General features: G+C 60.7%; 16 protein-coding genes and 2 pseudogenes. 15 read left to right on the forward strand and 3 right to left on the reverse strand.

Annotated elements, in window-relative coordinates:
• Positions 1-174 precede the first annotated feature (174 nt).
• Positions 175-468: pseudogene (locus NKH60_RS08095) on the forward strand (SOS response-associated peptidase family protein); the annotation flags it as partial.
• A 15-nt stretch (positions 469-483) separates the two neighbouring features.
• Here NKH60_RS08095 and NKH60_RS08100 read toward each other — a convergent pair.
• Complete coding sequence (locus NKH60_RS08100; protein ID WP_352686122.1) at positions 484-1,659, reverse strand: Fic family protein; 1,176 nt, start codon at positions 1,657-1,659, stop codon at positions 484-486.
• A gap of 154 nt (positions 1,660-1,813) precedes the next feature.
• Here NKH60_RS08100 and NKH60_RS08105 point away from each other — a divergent pair.
• The 5 genes and pseudogenes from NKH60_RS08105 to NKH60_RS08125 all read left to right on the forward strand — a co-directional run.
• Positions 1,814-2,070, forward strand: a pseudogene (locus tag NKH60_RS08105) (helix-turn-helix domain-containing protein); the annotation flags it as partial.
• A gap of 540 nt (positions 2,071-2,610) precedes the next feature.
• The gene (locus NKH60_RS08110) at positions 2,611-2,865 is read left to right on the forward strand and encodes a potassium channel family protein (protein WP_352871896.1); all 255 of its coding nucleotides are present in this window, start codon (positions 2,611-2,613) and stop codon (positions 2,863-2,865) included.
• Positions 2,866-3,027: 162 nt separating this feature from the next.
• Positions 3,028-3,996 carry a GAF domain-containing protein gene (locus NKH60_RS08115; protein ID WP_352473156.1) on the forward strand — a complete coding sequence of 323 codons (969 nt, stop codon included), beginning with the start codon at positions 3,028-3,030 and terminating at the stop codon, positions 3,994-3,996.
• 138 nt (positions 3,997-4,134) lie between these two features.
• Positions 4,135-5,652, forward strand: a complete 1,518-nt coding sequence (gene adh, locus NKH60_RS08120) for an aldehyde dehydrogenase (RefSeq protein ID WP_352871769.1) — start codon at positions 4,135-4,137, stop codon at positions 5,650-5,652.
• A gap of 71 nt (positions 5,653-5,723) precedes the next feature.
• Positions 5,724-6,068 (forward strand): DUF779 domain-containing protein, encoded by a 345-nt coding sequence (locus NKH60_RS08125; protein WP_352871771.1) that lies wholly within the window; start codon positions 5,724-5,726, stop codon positions 6,066-6,068.
• A 26-nt stretch (positions 6,069-6,094) separates the two neighbouring features.
• Here NKH60_RS08125 and hemN read toward each other — a convergent pair whose 3' ends face one another.
• Positions 6,095-7,444, reverse strand: a complete 1,350-nt coding sequence (gene hemN / locus NKH60_RS08130; protein ID WP_352871773.1) for an oxygen-independent coproporphyrinogen III oxidase — start codon at positions 7,442-7,444, stop codon at positions 6,095-6,097.
• A 161-nt stretch (positions 7,445-7,605) separates the two neighbouring features.
• Between hemN and NKH60_RS08135 the strand changes: the two genes are divergently transcribed.
• Positions 7,606-8,334, forward strand: a complete 729-nt coding sequence (locus NKH60_RS08135) for a Crp/Fnr family transcriptional regulator (protein WP_352871774.1) — start codon at positions 7,606-7,608, stop codon at positions 8,332-8,334.
• Between the two features lie 2 nt (positions 8,335-8,336).
• Here NKH60_RS08135 and NKH60_RS08140 read toward each other — a convergent pair whose 3' ends face one another.
• Positions 8,337-8,747: a hemerythrin domain-containing protein gene (locus tag NKH60_RS08140; RefSeq protein WP_352871898.1), complete on the reverse strand. Its 411-nt coding sequence runs from the start codon at positions 8,745-8,747 to the stop codon at positions 8,337-8,339.
• 251 nt (positions 8,748-8,998) lie between these two features.
• On the opposite strand from NKH60_RS08140, the gene ccoN reads away from it, so the two are divergent.
• The 8 genes from ccoN to ccoS all read left to right on the forward strand — a co-directional run bounded on the left by ccoN (position 8,999) and on the right by ccoS (position 17,105).
• Complete coding sequence (gene ccoN, locus NKH60_RS08145) at positions 8,999-10,609, forward strand: cytochrome-c oxidase, cbb3-type subunit I (protein ID WP_352871776.1); 1,611 nt, start codon at positions 8,999-9,001, stop codon at positions 10,607-10,609.
• A gap of 11 nt (positions 10,610-10,620) precedes the next feature.
• Positions 10,621-11,352: a cytochrome-c oxidase, cbb3-type subunit II gene (gene ccoO / locus NKH60_RS08150; protein WP_352871778.1), complete on the forward strand. Its 732-nt coding sequence runs from the start codon at positions 10,621-10,623 to the stop codon at positions 11,350-11,352.
• Positions 11,353-11,366: 14 nt separating this feature from the next.
• Positions 11,367-11,516 (forward strand): CcoQ/FixQ family Cbb3-type cytochrome c oxidase assembly chaperone, encoded by a 150-nt coding sequence (locus NKH60_RS08155; protein WP_023759205.1) that lies wholly within the window; start codon positions 11,367-11,369, stop codon positions 11,514-11,516.
• 2 nt (positions 11,517-11,518) lie between these two features.
• Positions 11,519-12,382 (forward strand): cytochrome-c oxidase, cbb3-type subunit III, encoded by an 864-nt coding sequence (gene ccoP, locus NKH60_RS08160; RefSeq protein ID WP_352871780.1) that lies wholly within the window; start codon positions 11,519-11,521, stop codon positions 12,380-12,382.
• 217 nt (positions 12,383-12,599) lie between these two features.
• Positions 12,600-14,159: a cytochrome c oxidase accessory protein CcoG gene (gene ccoG / locus NKH60_RS08165; protein ID WP_352871782.1), complete on the forward strand. Its 1,560-nt coding sequence runs from the start codon at positions 12,600-12,602 to the stop codon at positions 14,157-14,159.
• On the forward strand, positions 14,156-14,653 hold the full coding sequence (locus NKH60_RS08170) for a FixH family protein (RefSeq protein WP_352871784.1): 498 nt from the start codon (positions 14,156-14,158) through the stop codon (positions 14,651-14,653). Before ccoG ends, NKH60_RS08170 begins: the two co-directional genes overlap by 4 nt.
• Complete coding sequence (locus NKH60_RS08175) at positions 14,650-16,938, forward strand: cation-translocating P-type ATPase (RefSeq protein ID WP_352871786.1); 2,289 nt, start codon at positions 14,650-14,652, stop codon at positions 16,936-16,938. Before NKH60_RS08170 ends, NKH60_RS08175 begins: the two co-directional genes overlap by 4 nt.
• The gene (gene ccoS / locus NKH60_RS08180; RefSeq protein WP_352871788.1) at positions 16,935-17,105 is read left to right on the forward strand and encodes a cbb3-type cytochrome oxidase assembly protein CcoS; all 171 of its coding nucleotides are present in this window, start codon (positions 16,935-16,937) and stop codon (positions 17,103-17,105) included. The genes NKH60_RS08175 and ccoS overlap by 4 nt, the downstream gene beginning before the upstream one ends.
• Positions 17,106-17,167 lie beyond the last annotated feature (62 nt).

The raw sequence follows: 17,167 nt of genomic DNA on the forward strand, positions 1-17,167 counted from the left end.
TACTTCAGCAATTTCGATTGCTTTCACTACGCCTATGCCATGACAATGCGCGCGCCGCTGCTGACGCTCGACGGGCTCTTGCGCGAAACCGAAGTGAAGACCCTGCCACAAAGCACAACGGCCCTTTCCGCGGACAAAAAGCCATAGCCGGAACGCGCCCCCAGAGAGCGCTGTGCGTATGCCATTGCCATGAAGTCGGGCGAGCCGTTCGCTTTGGCGGCGCTCTGGGAGAATTGGCGCGACCCCGCTATCGGCGACAACATCCGCTTCACGGTGCTGACCTGTGAGCCGAATCCGCTCATGGCGACTTTCCACAACCGTGTGCCGGTCATACTGGCGCCCGAAGACTACATGACCTGGCTGACCGTCATCGTCTTCGACTATGTTGATGAGATGGTCCCGGTGCTGGCACGCATGGCAGCAAAACGGCGAACGGGATATCGGACGCTCGGCTATAGGGTTGAGTGATCCGCCGCCGGCCGCTCATCGGCTGAAGTCCAGTTCCGTTCCGGTTCGCAGACGTTCCATATAGGCGCGATAGCCGAAACTGCGGTCGCGCTTCTTTCCTGTCGTTTCCACGAGGATACCGATTTCGGCCAGCACCTCGATGGCGCGGGCTGCGGTCGGTTTGCTCGTGTCGAGCAGCTTCATCGCCGATGCGACGGTCACGATCGGATGCCGCGGAAGCCGCTCGAACAATCGAAGAGCTGAAACGGATACGGATTCGACACCCAGCAGCCGCGTGCGATCCGCGCTGACGAGGTTGAACAATTCACGCGCCGAGCCGACAGCTTCATCGGCGATCGTGGCGATGCCATCGAGAAAAAAATCGATCCAGCCCTCCCAGTCGCCCTCTAGCCGCACGCGATTGAGGCGCCGGTAGTATTCCTCGCGATGACGCTTGAAGAAGAGGCTGAGATAGAGAAGCGGAGCCCTCAAGAGTCCCCAGTGTTCCAGCAGGAGGGCGATCATCAGGCGCCCGATCCGCCCATTGCCATCGAGATAGGGGTGAATGGTTTCGAACTGGGCATGCAAGAGACCCGTCCGCACTAGCTTCGGCAGCTGGTCGTCGGCGTGGATGTATTTCTCTAAAGAGCTGAGAAGCTGAGGGAGTTTCTCGGAAGGCGGCGGAACATAAGCCGCGTTCCCGGGACGGCTTCCGCCAATCCAGTTCTGGCTGCGGCGGATTTCTCCGGGCTGCCTGCTTCCGCCGCGCACGCCGCGCATCAACCGCTTGTGTGCTTCGTTCAAGAGCCGCAGGGAAAGCGGCAGACCACGCTTCGACGCGAGCTGGTTGCGCGCGTAGGCAAGGGCGTCAAGGTAGTTTGTCACCTCCTCGACATCGGCATTGGGTTGGGGCTGTTCCTCGGCTTCAAAAGCGAGAAGGTCGACGAGCGATGCTTGCGTGCCCTCGATCTGAGACGAGATCACCGCTTCCTTGCGCACGAAGGCGTAGATGAACCAGTCGAGCGAAGGCACCATCTCGCCCGCCAGATCGAGTCGGACAAGCGCCTGCTCGGCTTGCCCAAGGCGGCGTTCGAGCTTGGTGTCGATGACAAGCACCGGCCGCACCGGCGGCAGATCGAAGGGGACGAAGGCACCAACCTTCTCGCCGCCTGCGGTCACGCTTTCGTACCGGCCTGTTGTGCGCTTCGGCATGACTTGGCGGCTCAACCCGGGGGACGACGTTGTTCCAACGGCGACGCAAGAACGCTTATGTTCTCTGTCGGCCACGCTGAGAACGAACTCTTTACTAGTCAGAGTTCTTAGTCAATAGATTGTTCCTAGTGGTTTCCGCCTGCGAATCTGGCGCATGCGCACTGGAACATCTCTCACCGTCTCGCCTTCTGATCATCGGCGCCTGGCTGGTCAGCGACCGCAACAGTCCGCAGAAGCATGTCTGGCGCGCCGAGATCGTGCCGTTGAGCGCCGATGGTATCGGTACGGTCGAAATCATGCGGCGGACCGGCAACCTGTGTCTGGCGCTGGCAGGAGCGCTTCGCTGAGGAAGGCTTTGAAGGGCTGCTGCGCGACAAGACGCGGCTCTCGCGCATTCCGCCGCCGAATCCGCCCATGGTGACGTTCCACAACCGTGTGCCGGTCATACTGGCGCCCGAAGGACCCCGAAACGGAACATCTCATGAAGGCGTTCCCAGAAGACCTGATGACCATGTGGAAGATTGGCCGCGACGTCGGCAACAAAATCAGGCTCTTTCCCGTATTGCACCGCATGATCTCGTAGGGGTTTGCCGCGAGCTCGCATACCCGAGATACCCATGGCGTAGCGATCTGCCTCCACGCCACGCCCGCGAACCCGGCCTGCATGTCGAGCATGGGGATGCGAAACCCGGCCGAAAGGCCAGAGCAACAACCGCGAACTGCAGATTTGATCTGGCGCAAACAGTGTCGCGATTCCGACCGGTAGGGTCACCCATGATTCTAAATCTGCTCATCGGCACGATCGTCATAAGCCTGACGGTGCTGGTTCACACCTTTGGCCTTATCGCCGTCACACATGCGATGGGATATCTTGTCTCCCGCTTTCGCATGCACGGGCGCCGCAGCCGCATCGTGGCGATAATCAGCGTGGTGATGGGCCTCTTTGCCGTCATGACCGCGGAGGTGTGGCTCTGGGCCGGGCTATACCGGTTGCTCGATATCTTCGCCGATTTCGAAACGGCGTTGTACTTTTCCACCATCACCTTCTCGACGGTCGGCTATGGCGACATCGTGCCAGCTCATGCGTGGCGTGTCCTGGCGGCGCTGGAGGGCGTGAACGGGTTCTTGCTCATCGGCTGGTCGACCGCCTACCTGATCGCAGCCGGCACCCGTATCGGACCGTTCAAGGCCGGTGAGCATTTCTGACCAACCGATGCGCAGACTTGCTCCGGATCAATGATTGCGTGGCATTACTGTTGGTAGGCTTTCTCGATGGGTGCTTAGGCAAGAGCGACTTGCCTTCTGCTTCTTTCGGCGAATTGACTACGTGCTAATCGGAGGAAAGAAATCAGTTTCGGGAGGATGAGTATGGGCGAAAAACTATACGGTCATCATGCTGACCGCATTCAAGCGGCGATTGCTTCGGACGCTGCGGCGACGTCGGCGTTGGTTGCGTCCTGGCGCCGGTCTTCCAATTTGCATCGGCTCGATCCAGCTGACCGCAGCCCTCCACATTATCTGACCGAGGCCGAACTGGGGCAGGCCCGGCAACGCATCGAACCTCTCGTCAACGCCGCGCAATCAAGTCTCGATCGTCTCTATCTTGCGGTAGGCGGCGTCGGATGCTGCGTCCTACTCGCCGATCGTGACGGCGTGCCAATCGAACGGCGCGGCGCGCCCGTAGACGACAAGACGTTTCATTCCTGGGGTTTGTGGACTGGCTCGGTCTGGAATGAGGAAAGCCAGGGCACCAACGGAATTGGCACCTGTCTTGTCGAAGGGCGCGCGCTGACAATTCACCGTGACCAACATTTCCATACGCGCAACACGGTACTCAGTTGCACCACCGCCCCGATCCACGATCACGAGGGGAATCTTGTGGCTGCTCTTGACGTGTCTTCCTGCCGGGCTGACCTGATCGAGGCCTTCGCCAATCTCATTTCGATCGCCGTGATCGACGCGGCGCGGCGGATCGAGGCGGAGAACTTCAGGATGGCATTCCCGAAGGCGCGAATTCTGCTGGCGCCGGTGAGCGACAAAGGCTCCGGCGCGCTCATCGCCGTCGATGCCGACGAGCTCGTGGTCGGCGCGACCCGTTCGGCCCGCCTGGCACTTGGCATTACGCAGCAGTGCCTCGACAAACCAATGCCCGCCGCCGATCTGCTCGGCTGGGCCGAGAGTGACTCCAAAATTCTCGCTGAGGCAGAGCGCGCAGCTCTGCAGCGAGCGCTGGCACGGGCAGACGGAAATGTCTCCGCTGCGGCTCAGGCACTTGGGATTAGCCGCGCGACGCTTCACCGCAAACTCAACCGCCTTGATGTTCACCGGACGCACTGACCTTTCGATCTGACTGTCGCAATTCTGCGACACATCGCCTCCGACCACTGTGACCGGTACGGTGACAACCACAGGCGGAAATCGCAAGTCTCTTCCGAAGCGTCGCATCCCGCGACGTCAGCTTTGGGAGGAATACGCATGAACAAGGTTGAATTCTCACGCTCGGTCAAGGCGCCCTTCGACAAGCGCTACGGCAATTTCATCGGCGGGAAATGGGCCGAGCCCCGCGCCGGCCGCTACTTCGAGAACTTCTCGCCGGTGAACGGTCAGCTACTTTGCGAGGTGGCGCGCTCGGATGCCCAGGACATCGAGGTGGCCTTGGACGCGGCACATGCCGCCAAGGACGCCTGGGGGCGCACCAGCGTTGCTGAGCGGTCACTCATCCTCAACCGCATCGCCGATCGCATGGAGGAGAACCTCGATCTCCTCGCATGCGCTGAAACATGGGACAACGGCAAGCCGATCCGTGAAACAACCGCCGCCGACCTGCCCTTGGCCATCGACCATTTCCGCTATTTCGCGGGCGCCGTGCGCGGCCAGGAAGGGAGCCTTTCCCAGATCGACGACGACACCGTCGCCTATCATTTCCATGAGCCGCTCGGGGTGGTTGGCCAGATCATCCCCTGGAATTTTCCGCTGCTGATGGCATGCTGGAAGCTTGCTCCCGCGCTCGCCGCGGGAAACTGCGTCGTGCTGAAGCCTGCCGAGCAGACCCCGGCTGCCATCCTGCTGTGGGCCGACCTTATTGGCGATCTGCTGCCGCCGGGCGTGCTCAACATCGTCAACGGCTTTGGTCTCGAGGCGGGCAAGCCACTCGCGTCGTCGCCGCGCATTGCCAAGATCGCCTTTACCGGCGAGACCACGACGGGCCGGCTGATCATGCAATATGCCAGCCAGAACCTTATCCCCGTAACACTGGAATTGGGCGGCAAATCGCCAAACATCTTCTTCAAGGATGTTGTCGCCGAGGACGACGATTTCTTCGACAAGGCGATCGAAGGCTTCGTCATGTTTGCGCTAAACCAGGGCGAGGTCTGTACCTGCCCGAGCCGCGCGCTCATCCATGAATCGATCTACGATACGTTCATGGAACGCGCGCTGAAGCGCGTCGAGGCGATCGTGCAGGGCGATCCGCTCGATCCGGCGACGATGATTGGCGCCCAGGCCTCGTCCGAGCAGTTGGAGAAGATCCTGTCCTATATCGACATCGGCCGCCAGGAAGGCGCGGAGGTGCTGACCGGTGGCGCCCGCAATGTTCTGCCTGGTGATCTGGCGAGCGGCTATTACGTCAAGCCGACCGTGTTCAAGGGACACAACAAAATGCGCATCTTCCAGGAGGAGATCTTCGGGCCGGTGGTTTCTGTCACGACCTTCAAGGACGATGACGAAGCGCTCAGCATTGCCAACGACACGCTTTACGGCCTCGGGGCCGGGGTCTGGACCCGCGATGGCAACCGTGCCTATCGTTTCGGCCGTGCGATCCAGGCCGGCCGCGTCTGGACCAACTGCTACCACGCCTATCCCGCGCATGCGGCCTTCGGCGGCTACAAGCAGTCTGGCATCGGCCGCGAGACACACAAGATGATGCTCGACCACTATCAGCAGACCAAGAACATGCTGGTCAGCTATAGCCCGAAGAGGCTCGGCTTCTTCTGATCACCTCTTTGCCCCACAGGCGCGGCCCCGCGCGGGGCCGCGCCCATAATGGCTGGAAACCGGATTAGACTATGCATGCAAAAGTCACGGCGACGCCGGAAACGCTTGAACTGATCGCGGAGATTGTTGCCGAGCACGGACCAGTGCTGTTTCATCAATCGGGCGGCTGCTGCGACGGGTCTTCGCCGATGTGCTATCCGCGTGCTGACTTCATCGTCGGCGATCAGGATGTGTTGCTCGGCCACATCGGCGACGCACCCTTCTATATCGGGGCTTCGCAATTCGAGGTGTGGAAGCATACCGATCTCATCATCGACGTAGTGCCTGGCCGCGGCGGCATGTTCTCCCTCGATAACGGACGGGAGAAGCGATTCCTGACACGGTCGAAGATCTGCGCTGTTCAGATCGGGAGGTAGCCTTCCCAACCGACTGCAGCCGATGCTCAGACCGCTACCGAATGCCTGGCCTTGCCGGTTTCGAAATATTTGTCGAACTTTGCCGCGATGCTCCTGACAAAGGGCCGGCTTTCCGCAGGCACGACGAAGCGGTCACCATCAAGTTCAAGCAACCGCGCAGGACCATCAAGAGCCGTGGAACTCGCCTCGAGGAGAAGTCTTTGGCCGGCTTCGCCAAAGCGCTCCACCAGCTCAATCGCCGAGAAGGCGAAGTCACACATCAATCGCTCGATGATCCAGCCGCGAACACGGTCGTCGTCGGAAAGCGCGATACCCCGAACAGCGGCCAGCCCGCCATCAGCAACCATACGTCCATACTCGGCGGTCGAAGGCATATTCTGTGCATAGCCCTGGCGAAACTGGCTGATGGATGACGGACCAAGGCCGATCAAGGTCTCGCAGCGATCCTCGGTATAGCCCTGAAAGTTCCGGTGCAGTGTTCCGGCGCGGGCGGCAAGCGCGAGGGCATCGCCCGGTTTGGCGAAATGATCGAGCCCGATTGCTTCGTATCCCTGGTCCACGATCGCCCGCGCCGCCAATTGCGATTGAGCAAATCGCTCCTCTGGCCCTGGCAGCCACGCCTCGTCGATCATCGTCTGATGTTTCTTGAACCACGGCACATGGGCGTAGCCAAAAAGCGCGATCCGATCCGGTTCCAGGGTCAGTGCCTGCGCGACGGTGGAGGAGACACTCTCCCTGGTCTGGTGCGGCAAGCCATAGAGCAGGTCCAGATTGACCGATTCGACGCCGCGCGAACGAACGCCATCAACAACCGTCTTGGTCTGCAAAAAGCTCTGCTCGCGGTTGATCGCTTTCTGCACCTTCGGGTCGAAATCCTGGACGCCGAGGCTCGCCCTTGTCATGCCGATTTCGGTAAGTGCATCGAGGCGGGCGTCGTCCATATCGTTGGGTTCGATCTCGACGCTGATCTTTGCACCGGGGAAAAATGTGAAGCTGTTGCGCAGGACGGTTCCCAGCGCCACCAGATCCTCCGGTTTGAGCATCGTCGGCGAACCGCCGCCGAAATGGACGGCACGCACGCGGCCCTTGCCTGCGACAAGACTGGAGACGGTGGCGATCTCGGCATGCAGTGAGCGCAGATATGTGGTCACTGGTTCGTAGTGGCGTGTCTGCTTGGTATGGCAAGCGCAGAACCAGCAAAGCTTGTCGCAATACGGGATGTGCAGATAGAGCGAGATCTCATCGCCATCGTTGAGCGCCTGCAGCCAGCCACGACAAATTGCAGCATCAACGCCTGCATGAAAATGCGGCGCTGTTGGGTAGCTTGTATAGCGCGGCACGTTCTCACCAAGTCTGGCTACTAATTGTGACCGCATGTCTCTATCCGCTCCACTTTGCATGTCGCGACATTGCTCACATTGGACGCCGGCGGCCTTGATTTCGGTCAATGCCATCTTGCTGCGGACAAACTGCCGCAAGGCTTTCTCGGGCGGATGCTGTATCCTGCTGGCATCTTCGGATTTCTAGGACCATCGTGGTGACAGTGCGTCAGGATGTACACAGCGCCGGCGTTCCCGTGCTTTGCCAATCATGCGAAGCGCGCCACCACGGTGTATGCGGTGCGCTCGATCCCGATCAACTGGTTGGCCTGGCCAGAACCTCGTCGAAGCATACCGTTGAACCGGGCGCAGAACTGATTGGTGACACCGAGACCGTCGACAGTTATTCGAACGTGCTTTCCGGCGTGGTGAAGCTGACAAAGAGCCTGTCGGACGGACGCCAGCAGATTGTCGGCCTCCAGTTCGCCCCCGATTTTCTGGGGCGGCCCTTCAAGGTGGAAAGCGCAATCAACGCCGAAGCCGCAACGTCCGTTTCCCTGTGTTCGTTTCCAAGGGCGTCCGTCGAAAGGATGATGAGAGAGTCGCCAGAACTCGAGCACCGCCTGCTCAAGCAGACGCTGAACGAACTCGACGAGGCACGCGACTGGATGGTCACGCTGGGCCGCAAGACCGCTGCGGAAAAAGTGGCGAGCTTTCTGCTGATGATTGCCAGAAACATCGATCCCACGCTCGATCCGGCCGCTCAGTCGACAAGTTTCGATCTGCCGTTGACGCGCGCCGATATCGCCGATTTCCTTGGCCTGACGATCGAGACAGTGAGCCGGCAGCTAACCCGGCTGCGATCAGATGGAGTTATCCGGATCGAGAACAATCGGGAAGTCACCGTCGACAACTTGACCCGGCTGCAACGACGCTCTGGCGTCTAGGATCAATCGACGATCCCGATCATCGGCAGGACGTGCTCGCGTTCAAACGCGATGTGCCGGCGCAAGCTCTCGAACAGGCCGCGCAACATGAAACCGATGGCTTCGGGGTTCTGGACCGTCTCGCCGTGACCGATGGCCAGCAGCGTTTCGGTCACCTCGCCGGCAAAGCATTCATCTTCGACATGTTCGGCCCGCAAGCGCCTGGTTGAGGCAAGGTTCGCGTTGCTGCCTGCCGTGGCCTCCTCATAGGCGGGGAAGATGACCGTCTCTTCGTATCGATGAATGTCGCGCAGCAGCGGAATGATCGCGTTGGCCGTGCCGAGGCACTTCAGACGGTCGACCCTGGGCAAGGCATCTGCAATTGTCTCCAAAGCATCGCAGAGCTGCAGCTTTTCCCTGTGCGCGCGCCTCATAACGGCAGCCGGAACCGCTTCTCTGCTGGATCGACCAGCTGGTATGGGATTTTCATCGCCTTCGTCGAACAGCGGCGATCCCTGCCATTTCTTCCGGTTCAACGGCGGCCTCCGGTCGTTTGCAAGGGCCACGCTGCCCAATCCGAAAGGGCTGAGCTTTGACATGGATCAAGGCGGGCGCACCGCGACTGCGGAATTGGTGTCAAGCGGATTGGTATCCGCGCATCCCAATCCGAGGTCGGGGACATCTCATGAAGTTCGGCACGCAAATCTTCGCCTTGGGCCTGTTCACATTTGCGGCCCTTGTGGCAGCCGGGTTCGGTGTGGACGAGCCATTCCGGCAGCATATGTGGGTCCTGTTTTTTGTGCTGCTCGGCTTTGTCGCCATCCTCATTCGCAACACGAATTTCGAAGTAGCTGCTCCGATCGACCCGTGCGCCTACATGGATGGGCCAATCCGCTATGGCGCCATCGCCACCATGTTCTGGGGTGTCGTCGGCATGCTGGTCGGCGTCGTCATTGCGCTGCAACTTGCCTACCCCGATCTCAACATTCAGCCCTGGTTTAACTTCGGCCGTTTACGGCCATTGCATACGTCGGGCGTCGTCTTCGCCTTCGGCGGCAATGCGCTGCTCTGCACGTCCCTGTATGTCGTCCAGCGCACCTGCCGCGCTCGGCTGTTCGGCGGCGATCTCAGCTGGTTCGTGTTCTGGGGCTACCAGCTCTTCATCGTCATGGCCGCGACCGGCTACCTGCTCGGCATCACCGAGAGCCGCGAATACGCCGAGCCCGAATGGTATGTAGACGTCTGGCTGACCATCGTCTGGGTCGCCTATCTCATCCTGTTCCTCGGCACGATCCTGAAGCGCAAGGAGCCGCACATCTACGTCGCCAACTGGTTTTACCTCTCCTTCATCGTCACCATCGCGATGCTGCATGTGGTCAACAACCTGTCGATGCCGGCCTCATTCCTGGGTTCCAAGAGCTACTCCGCCTTTTCCGGCGTCCAGGACGCCCTGACCCAATGGTGGTACGGCCACAACGCCGTCGGCTTTTTCCTCACCGCCGGCTTCCTCGGCATGATGTATTACTTCGTGCCCAAGCAGGCGAACCGGCCGGTCTATTCCTACCGCCTGTCGATCATCCACTTCTGGGCGATCATCTTCCTCTACATCTGGGCCGGTCCGCATCACCTGCACTACACCGCCCTGCCCGATTGGGCGCAGACGCTCGGCATGGTGTTTTCGATCATGCTGTGGATGCCGTCATGGGGCGGCATGATCAACGGCCTGATGACGCTGTCGGGCGCCTGGGACAAGCTACGCACAGATCCCATTATCCGCATGATGGTGATGGCCATCGCCTTCTACGGCATGTCGACCTTCGAGGGCCCGATGATGTCGATCAAGGCGGTCAATTCGCTGTCGCACTATACCGACTGGACCATAGGTCACGTGCACTCCGGTGCGCTCGGCTGGGTCGGGATGATCTCGTTCGGCGCGATCTATTACATGGTGCCGAAGCTTTGGAACCGCCAACGGCTCTACTCGCTGCGGCTGGTCACCTGGCACTTCTGGCTGGCGACGCTCGGCATCGTCGTCTACGCGGCCGTCATGTGGGTGTCTGGCATCATGCAGGGCCTGATGTGGCGCGAATACGACGAGCAGGGCTTCCTGGTCTACTCCTTTGCCGAAACCGTGGCCGCCATGCACCCCTACTATGTCATGCGCGCCATCGGCGGGGCCATGTACCTCTCCGGCGCCCTGATCATGGCCTGGAACATCGCCATGACCATCCTCGGCTACCAGCGCGAGGAGGAGCCGATGCCCGGCGCTGTTCCCGCCCTTCAGCCTGCCGAATAAGGAGCCAGACAATGGGCTTGATGGACAAACACGCGATCATCGAGAAGAACGCTACGCTTCTTCTCGTTGGCTCTCTTCTTGTGGTGACGGTCGGCGGCATCGTCGAGATCGCACCGCTCTTCTATCTCGACAACACGATCGAGAAGGTGGAAGGCATGCGCCCTTACTCGCCACTCGAACTGGTGGGGCGCAACATCTATGTGCGCGAGGGCTGCTACCTCTGCCATAGCCAGATGATCCGGCCATTCCGCGACGAAGTCGAGCGCTATGGTCACTACAGCCTGGCGGCCGAGTCGATGTACGATCATCCTTTCCAATGGGGATCGAAGCGCACCGGACCGGACCTCGCCCGGGTTGGCGACCGCTACTCGAATGCGTGGCATGTCGATCACCTCACGGATCCGCGTTCGGTCGTGCCGGAATCGATCATGCCGAGCTACGCATTTCTAAAAGACACGCCGATCGACGTGAAGGATTTCTCGACGCATCTGGTCGCCAACAGGCGCGTTGGCGTCCCCTACTCCGACGACATGATCGCCCACGCCAATGCCGATTTGATGACGCAAGCCGATCCCAACGCCGACACATCCGGCCTCGAGGCCCGCTACCCCAAAGCCAAGATCGGCGACTTCGACGGCAACCCGCAACAGGTCACCGAAATGGATGCCCTCGTCGCCTATCTCCAGATGCTTGGCACGCTGGTCGATTTCAAGAACTACGACGAAGCCGCCGGCTACCGCTGAGAGGAGTTTTACCCATGGATTACAATTTGATGCGGGAGTTCGCCGACAGCTGGGGTCTGGTCGCCATGGCTCTGTTCTTTGTCGGCGCGATCGCCTTTGCCCTGCGCCCCGGCAGCCGCAAGCTTGCCGACGAAGCTGCCCGGATTCCCCTTGAGGACGAGTGATCATGAGCGACGAGCATATCGATGAGATCTCTGGCGTTTCGACCACTGGTCATGAATGGGATGGTATTCGCGAGCTGAACAACCCGCTCCCGCGCTGGTGGGTCATTACCTTCTACATCACCATTGTCTGGGCGATCGGATACACCATCGCCTATCCGGCATGGCCTCTGCTGCATTCGGCAAGCAAGGGCGTGCTCGGCTATTCGAGCCGCAATGAGGTCGGTCACGAGTTGATGGCGGCCGAGGTGGCCAAGGGCAAATACGTCACGGCAATAGAATCGAAAAACGTCTCTGAGATTGCCGCCGACGATACACTGCGCGAATTCGCGGTCGCTGCCGGCGGCGCCGCGTTCAAGCTCAATTGCGTGCAGTGCCATGGTTCCGGCGCCCAGGGCTCCAAGGGCTTCCCCAACCTCAATGACGACGACTGGCTGTGGGGCGGCAAGGCGGACCAGATCCAGCAGACGATTACGCATGGCATCCGCTTCGCCTCCGATCCGGATACGCGCCTGTCGGAAATGCCAGCCTTCGGCGACATCATCACCGCAGACCAGATCAAACAGGTCAGCGCCTATGTTACCAGTCTGTCCCAAACCGTCGGCGATCAATCGTTGGTGGTGCCCGGCGCTAAAGTTTTTGCCGAAAACTGCGTGGCCTGTCACGGCGACAATGCAAACGGCAACAAGGAGCTCGGCGCTCCTGATCTGACCGATGCCATCTGGCTCTACGGATCGGGCGAAGCGGCCATCGCCGCCCAGGTCGCCGCGCCGAAACAGGGCGTGATGCCGGCCTGGGGCGCGCGGCTGGGCGAAACCAGGATCAAGGAGCTGGCGGTCTACGTGCATTCGCTAGGCGGTGGAGAATAGGAACGGGGGTCTATTCTCCGGCCCTCACCGTCCAAGCGACGAGGCCCGGCTCTGCCGGGCCTCGATTTGTTTGCGTGTACCCGGCGATTGACCTGCATCAACGCGGCGCAATCCAGTCGACGGCAAAATCCGCTCGACGCTGTATTTCGCGCACCTGTCTGCACCCAGCCAGGTCACGTGCCCGGCGAAATCACAAGCTCCGTGACGGGAGAGACCAGTGCTGGACAATACGCAGGTAGAACGGCTCGAAGCCGAGGCGGTCAACTCCGCCAAAGTGCGACAGCCGATGTATGCCGCGCGCAAGAAGATCTTCCCGAAACGGGCCTCCGGGAATTTTCGTCAGTTCAAATGGCTGGTGATGGCGGTCACCCTTGGCATCTACTATCTGACGCCTTGGCTGCGGTGGGACCGTGGCCCGTTTGCCCCCGATCAGGCCGTGCTGCTCGATGTCGCCAACCGGCGTTTCTATTTCTTCTTGGTCGAGATATGGCCGCAGGAATTCTACTACGTCGCCGGCCTTCTGGTCATGGCCGGCGTCGGTCTCTTCCTGATCACGTCGACTGTCGGCCGTGCCTGGTGCGGCTATACATGCCCGCAGACTGTGTGGGTCGATCTGTTTCTGGTTGTCGAGCGGGCCATCGAGGGCGACCGCAACGCGCGCATGAAGCTTGACGCCGGGCCGTGGACTGCCCGCAAGCTGGTGCTGCGGGTATCGAAACACGCCATCTGGCTAGTCATAGGTGCGGCGACCGGCGGCGCCTGGATCTTCTATTTCGCCGATGCGCCGACCCTGCTCGGCGAACTCTTCACCGGCACGGCAGCGCCTGTCGCCTATATCACCGTCGCCGTGCTGACAGCGACGACTTATACGTTCGGCGGGCTGATGCGCGAGCAGGTCTGCACATACATGTGCCCTTGGCCGCGCATCCAGGCAGCCATGCTCGATGAAAGTTCGCTCACCGTCACCTACAATGACTGGCGCGGCGAACCGCGCTCACGTCACGCCAAGAAGGCGCAAGCCGCGGGGAAGGCTATCGGCGATTGCGTCGACTGCAATGCCTGCGTCGCCGTCTGTCCGATGGGGATCGATATTCGCGACGGCCAACAGCTTGAATGCATCACCTGCGCGCTTTGCATCGACGCCTGCGACGGCGTTATGGACAAGCTTGGCAAAGAGCGCGGGTTGATCTCCTACGCGACCCTCTCCGACTACAACGCCAACATGATGCTAGCGACCGCGGGCGGTTCCAGTGCAGTCAATCCGTCGCTGGTCAGAACCGCTGACGGCCTGTTTTCAGACAGTGTGGCTCATTTCCACATCCGCAAGATCTTTCGTCCCCGCACCTACGTGTACATGGCTATGTGGGGGCTGATCGGCCTGGGCCTGCTCTATTCGCTGATGACGCGCGACCGGCTCGAGATAAATGTCTTGCACGACCGCAATCCGCAATTCGTGACGCTGTCCGACGGCTCTATCCGCAATGGCTACACCGTCAAGCTGCTGAACATGATCCCCGAACCAAGAACGATCATCGTCACCATAGGGGGCTTGCCAGGCGCAGAGATGAGCATCGTCGGTGTCGATCTCCCCGCCGATCGTTCTTTCGCGATCCAGGTCGAACCCGACCGGCTTAAGATGTTGAAGGTTTTCGTGCGCCTGCCTGCTGATGAGATCCATGGCGAAGCGCAGACCTTCACACTCCGGGTCGAGGACAAAGCGAGTTTCGAGTCGAACGAATACATCGCCACCTTCAACGCCAAGGAGATCGCCAGATGACCGCCACCACGCGAAAGTCCCGCGAATTCACCGGCAGGCACATGTTGGCCATCATCCTCGCCTTTTTCGGCGTGGTCATTGCGGTCAATCTGACGATGGCGACGCTTGCCAACACAAGCTGGACCGGTCTTGTCGTCGAAAACACCTATGTGGCGAGCCAGCAATTCAACGAGAAGGCTGAGGAAGGGCGCGCGCAGGCAGCGCTTGGCTGGACCGGCAAGCTGACCATCTCATGGGGCGAAGTCCGCTATAGCCTCACCGACGCTGCCGGCAAGTCGGTTCCCTTACATGGCGTGAAGGTGCTGTTTCGCCATCCCGCTTACGAGAAAGAGGATGAGGCCGTCACGCTCGCCCGCGCCTCGGGTCAGGAGTTTGCAGTGCAGCACATGCCAAGGGATGGTGTCTGGATTGTCGAAATCGACGCCGATGCCGGTCTGGCAAGACCTTATCGCGACGTCCGCAGGATCATGATTTCCCATGGAGCGCTGCAATGAGCTGTTGTGCACCAGGTGCTGAAATGGCCGTAGATCTGGGCAACGCTACATCCGTCCTGCCGTCCAGCCAAGAGATCAAGCTGGCGAGCCGGTCGCTTGGCGATGGCCTTAGCCAGACCGACCTTTCAGTTCCGACGGTTCATTGCGCAGCCTGCATCCAGACAATCGAGACGGCGTTGGCAAAACTCGATCACGTCGAGGCCGCTCGCGTCAACCTGTCAACGAAGCGGGTCTCGGTCCGGTGGCGCGGGGACGAGGCCCCGCCATTCGTCGCCATGCTGGGGCGGCTGGGTTACCAGGCGCATTTGTTCGAACCCGAGATTAGTGAAAAGGACAAGACGCTCTCGGAGCTTATCCGCGCCGTCGCTGTTGCCGGATTTGCGGCGGGCAACATCATGCTGCTGTCGGTTTCGGTCTGGTCCGGTGCCGAGGGCGCGACCCGCGACCTGTTCCACTGGGTCTCGGCACTGATCGCCATCCCCGCACTCGCCTTCGCCGGCGGCATCTTCTTCAAGTCGGCCTGGAATGCCTTGCGTCACGGCCGCATGAACATGGACGTGCCGATCGCGGTCGGCGTGTCGTTGGCCTACGCGATGAGCCTCTATGAGACGATCACCCATGGTGACCACGCCTATTTCGACGCGTCGGTGTCTCTGCTGTTTTTCCTGTTGATCGGCCGCACGCTGGATCACGTGATGCGCGAACGCGCCCGCACGGCCGTGAAAAGCCTGTCACAACTGGCCGGGCGTGGTGCCATGGTGCTGCGCGACGATGGCGCACGCGACTATCTGCCGGTTGGCGAGATCGAACCGGGCATGCTGTTGCTGATCACGACTGGCGAAAGGATTCCCGTCGACGGCAAGATCACGCGTGGGACATCGGACGTCGACTGCTCGCTGGTTTCGGGCGAGAGCACGCCCAGAAGCGTGGCGCCAAACGACGCCATCCAGGCCGGCGTGCTCAACCTTACCGGCCCGCTGACCATCGAGGCGACAGCTGCCGCGAAGGATTCGTTCCTGGCGGAAATGGTTCGGCTGATGGAGGCCGCCGAGGGCGGTCGCGCACAGTACCGCCGCATCGCCGACCGCGTGTCAGCGCTCTATGCTCCAGTTGTTCATCTCACCGCCTTCGTGACATTTCTTGGCTGGATGGCGGCAACTGGCGACTGGCACCGGGCCATAACCATCGCCATCGCCGTTTTGATCATCACATGCCCCTGCGCGCTCGGCCTCGCCGTGCCGATCGTCCAGGTGGTCGCCGCGCGGCGCCTGTTCGAAAACGGCATCATGGTCAAGGATGGTTCGGCCATGGAGCGCCTGGCAACAATTGATACAGCGGTGTTCGACAAGACCGGAACGCTCACGCTCGGTCAGCCTCGGCTCGTCAATGCGGCCTCGATCGATCCGGCCATGCTGACGATTGCGGCCGACATGGCCGCGCATTCGCGTCATCCCTTTTCAAAAGCGATAGCCGGCTTTGCCGTCCAAAGCGGACGAGGCAAATTCGAAATAGTCACAGATCATCCAGGATTTGGAATGGAAGCAACGACAGGCGGGATCACCTGGCGGCTGGGCAGACGCGGATGGGCTGGATGGAAGGCCCGCACCGGCGGCGAAGGCAAACATGGCTATGGCGGGACGGTCCTGACGAAAGACGGGATCGTTGTCGCTAACTTCGCTTTCGAGGATGCACTGCGTGAAGACGCCAGGGCGGCTGTCGAGCAACTGAACGATGCAGGGATTTCGGTGGAAATGCTGTCAGGCGACACCGCGAGCGCCTGCGGCGAAGTCTCGAAAATGTTGGGTATCGACCATTTCGTTCCATGCCTGCTGCCGTCCGGCAAGGTCGAACGCATCGAGGGCCTGGCGAAAGACGGGCACAAGGTCCTGATGGTTGGCGACGGCCTGAACGACACGCCTGCGCTGAGCGCGGCGCATGTCTCGATCGCACCCGCCACAGCCGCCGACATTGGCCGCAATGTAGCCGATTTCGTTTTTCTGCGCGAAAGCCTCTTGGCGATCCCGCTGGCGCTGAACGTGTCGCGCAAGGCGGGAAGCCTGATCCAACAGAACATAACAATTGCGATCGTTTATAATGCTGTGGCCGTGCCGATCGCCATTCTGGGCCATGTTACGCCTCTTATCGCGGCGGTTGCGATGTCTGCCTCGTCATTGCTTGTGATTGGAAATGCCATGCGTCTGCTAGGCCTCGCAACGGGTGCGCCGTCCGCAACTGCGCGGCAAGACCTGCCCGCGCGGGCCGGCGCCTTGGCCGAATCCACATGACGACGCTCGTTTACCTCATCCCGGTAGCGCTATTCCTTGGCGTACTCGGCCTGTCCGGCTTCCTGTGGGCATTGAGAAGCGGCCAGTACGAGGATCTCGATGGCGCGGCGGAGCGCATTCTCATCGACAGCGACGACGGCGCGGAGAATGCCCTTCGTTCCAAGTGACTCAGATCAAAGCGCCGCGGGTTGGGATATCCTATCGTCGTCTGACGAAAAATCAGGAGGTT

It is taken from the genome of Mesorhizobium sp. M1006 (assembly GCF_040318825.1).
Classification (GTDB): Bacteria; Pseudomonadota; Alphaproteobacteria; order Rhizobiales; family Rhizobiaceae; genus Mesorhizobium.

What these genes read in the sequence shown, in the direction of transcription:
- NKH60_RS08100 (WP_352686122.1), bottom strand. Translation starts at nt 1,659, where the DNA reads ATGCCGAAGCGCACAACAGGCCGGTACGAAAGCGTGACCGCAGGCGGC.
- NKH60_RS08110 (WP_352871896.1), top strand. Translation starts at nt 2,611, where the DNA reads ATGACCGCGGAGGTGTGGCTCTGGGCCGGGCTATACCGGTTGCTCGAT.
- NKH60_RS08115 (WP_352473156.1), top strand. Translation starts at nt 3,028, where the DNA reads ATGGGCGAAAAACTATACGGTCATCATGCTGACCGCATTCAAGCGGCG.
- adh (WP_352871769.1), top strand. Translation starts at nt 4,135, where the DNA reads ATGAACAAGGTTGAATTCTCACGCTCGGTCAAGGCGCCCTTCGACAAG.
- NKH60_RS08125 (WP_352871771.1), top strand. Translation starts at nt 5,724, where the DNA reads ATGCATGCAAAAGTCACGGCGACGCCGGAAACGCTTGAACTGATCGCG.
- hemN (WP_352871773.1), bottom strand. Translation starts at nt 7,444, where the DNA reads ATGCGGTCACAATTAGTAGCCAGACTTGGTGAGAACGTGCCGCGCTAT.
- NKH60_RS08140 (WP_352871898.1), bottom strand. Translation starts at nt 8,747, where the DNA reads ATGAGGCGCGCGCACAGGGAAAAGCTGCAGCTCTGCGATGCTTTGGAG.
- ccoN (WP_352871776.1), top strand. Translation starts at nt 8,999, where the DNA reads ATGAAGTTCGGCACGCAAATCTTCGCCTTGGGCCTGTTCACATTTGCG.
- ccoO (WP_352871778.1), top strand. Translation starts at nt 10,621, where the DNA reads ATGGGCTTGATGGACAAACACGCGATCATCGAGAAGAACGCTACGCTT.
- NKH60_RS08155 (WP_023759205.1), top strand. Translation starts at nt 11,367, where the DNA reads ATGGATTACAATTTGATGCGGGAGTTCGCCGACAGCTGGGGTCTGGTC.
- ccoP (WP_352871780.1), top strand. Translation starts at nt 11,519, where the DNA reads ATGAGCGACGAGCATATCGATGAGATCTCTGGCGTTTCGACCACTGGT.
- NKH60_RS08170 (WP_352871784.1), top strand. Translation starts at nt 14,156, where the DNA reads ATGACCGCCACCACGCGAAAGTCCCGCGAATTCACCGGCAGGCACATG.
- NKH60_RS08175 (WP_352871786.1), top strand. Translation starts at nt 14,650, where the DNA reads ATGAGCTGTTGTGCACCAGGTGCTGAAATGGCCGTAGATCTGGGCAAC.
- ccoS (WP_352871788.1), top strand. Translation starts at nt 16,935, where the DNA reads ATGACGACGCTCGTTTACCTCATCCCGGTAGCGCTATTCCTTGGCGTA.